Source organism: Methanobrevibacter sp., assembly GCF_045220775.1.
Lineage (GTDB): Archaea > Methanobacteriota > Methanobacteria > Methanobacteriales > Methanobacteriaceae > Methanocatella.
Genome location: NZ_JBGUWC010000097.1, coordinates 1 through 1,749, shown reverse-complemented (window position 1 = coordinate 1,749; position 1,749 = coordinate 1). Strand labels below are relative to the sequence as shown.

The window sequence follows — 1,749 nt, the reverse complement described above, 5'->3', positions numbered from 1 at the left end:
TTGCAATTTTTTATCTGCTCTTATTGTTGAGATTTCGGAATAATAATTATCTTTTTAGAATTGCTTGATTATTGAGCAGACACTAATTAAATATTTTTACAGTCCCAGCAAAAAATAATACATAAGTTTTGATTTGAAGATTTATACATTATTTACATTTACATCTTTTTCCATAGTAAATCACTTTTCTAATATCACTCTTTTTCAATTCCCAAAAAGTAGCCTGTATAAACATTCCTCGGCTTATCCAATCATCTTTGAAAGTTTCGATAAGAAATATTCTTTCCAAGGATTTTCTTTTTATGATTTCCTGTTCATCAGATGACATCAATTCAAATGTATTATAATCTTCCTCACTCTTTGAAAAATACCAATTACTCAGTACAAAATGCCAATTTTCTTCATCACTCAACAAAACCTGATCATCAGACTTTTCTATCTCAAGACAGACCATAAGTTCTTTACTTCTGAAATCCATCCGCCTTAAATCAGGTTTCTTGTGCTCTCCATATGTCGTGTGCCATGCCCATACAGGATATTTTACATTTTGCGGAGGCTGACCGATTTTTTCTTTCATTTGTCCGACAAGCCAATCATAAGCATCATAAAAATTCATTTCAGTCAGACATTCTGACAGTTCAGGCTTACATCTGTATGCACCGTCTTTCATAATAGAATCATACACTTCAACAGGCTGTAATGTCCATAATTTCATTTCCGCACCACTCTCCCTACCCATTTTACAGAAAAATGATAGTTCAAAAATCACATTCATCAACTGTTCCTGTCAATTCAGCCCATCTTGCATATAAAAATTTTGCGTATAAAACATCATTCAAACCATAACACCCTATTGAATAGCCGTCATTCATTTCAATCAAAAGCGTTCTCCCGTCATCCGTAACACCAAAATCCAAAGTATAAGCTGACGGAAAATCAACACATTTTTCAACAGCTTTTTCTATCAATTTTTCATTGCAAACAAGTGTCTTATCACCTTTGTAATGCTGTATTCCAATAATTTCTCCATTCAGAATAAAACAACGCCATTCCGAAAGAAAATCCACCACTTCACTGCATAACATTTTTGTTTCACCGTTTAAATTGTCGTATTCACTCAAATCTTTATCAGAATTTATAACCATTCCCTGAGCAATTTTTTCTTCAACAGGCTTTACAAAAAACGGCATTTTCTCATTATGCAAGTTTTTCAATTCAGTTGTCCATATACGTCTGCCCAAAATATAATTCAATTCATCGGGATAATTATAATTTTCAGTCTGTATTCCATATTCATCTAAAACTGAACTCATTATCAGCATACCGCCTACAACTATATCCTCTTTTTTACGAAAAGCAATTTCTTCATTTGTCGTAAAAAGCACACATTCAAATCCAAGTTTTTTAAAACCGTTATAAGCCACCCGACATTCCTCATTCCATGGTTTTCCACGAAAAGAATGTATAAATGCGTATCTGCAATTTTTCTTCATTCAAAAATCACATCCATAAGTCTGTAAAAGTTATGTATATTCTGATTGTCGGAAAGTCCCGATACCTGCCCATCACCTGCTTCTATGATTTTCCATGTACCGTCTGAAAGTTCCGCATAATCAACTGTATAAAACGTACTCGGCAAATTTCTGTATTTTTCAATAAATTTTTGGTGTTAGTCGGAAAAAATGGGCTTTTAGGTATTCCAAAATCGAAAAGTGTGGTATAATGATAATATAAGTTATCGAAAGGATG

Annotated in this window: 3 protein-coding genes; all 3 read right to left on the bottom strand. The window is 33.0% G+C overall.

Annotation, left to right across the window (positions count from 1 at the left end; translation table 11 throughout):
- Positions 1–148: 148 nt before the first annotated feature.
- From ACJROP_RS06015 to ACJROP_RS06005, 3 genes are read right to left on the bottom strand one after another with little or no spacing between them, the layout of a single operon-like run.
- On the bottom strand, positions 149–769 hold the full coding sequence (locus ACJROP_RS06015; RefSeq protein ID WP_406534580.1) for a DUF3841 domain-containing protein: 621 nt from the start codon (positions 767–769) through the stop codon (positions 149–151).
- Positions 759–1,493 (bottom strand): ATP-grasp domain-containing protein, encoded by a 735-nt coding sequence (locus tag ACJROP_RS06010; RefSeq protein ID WP_406534579.1) that lies wholly within the window; start codon positions 1,491–1,493, stop codon positions 759–761. Before ACJROP_RS06010 ends, ACJROP_RS06015 begins: the two co-directional genes overlap by 11 nt.
- Complete coding sequence (locus ACJROP_RS06005; RefSeq protein WP_406534581.1) at positions 1,490–1,657, bottom strand: ATP-grasp domain-containing protein; 168 nt, start codon at positions 1,655–1,657, stop codon at positions 1,490–1,492. The genes ACJROP_RS06010 and ACJROP_RS06005 overlap by 4 nt, the downstream gene beginning before the upstream one ends.
- Positions 1,658–1,749: the final 92 nt, after the last annotated feature.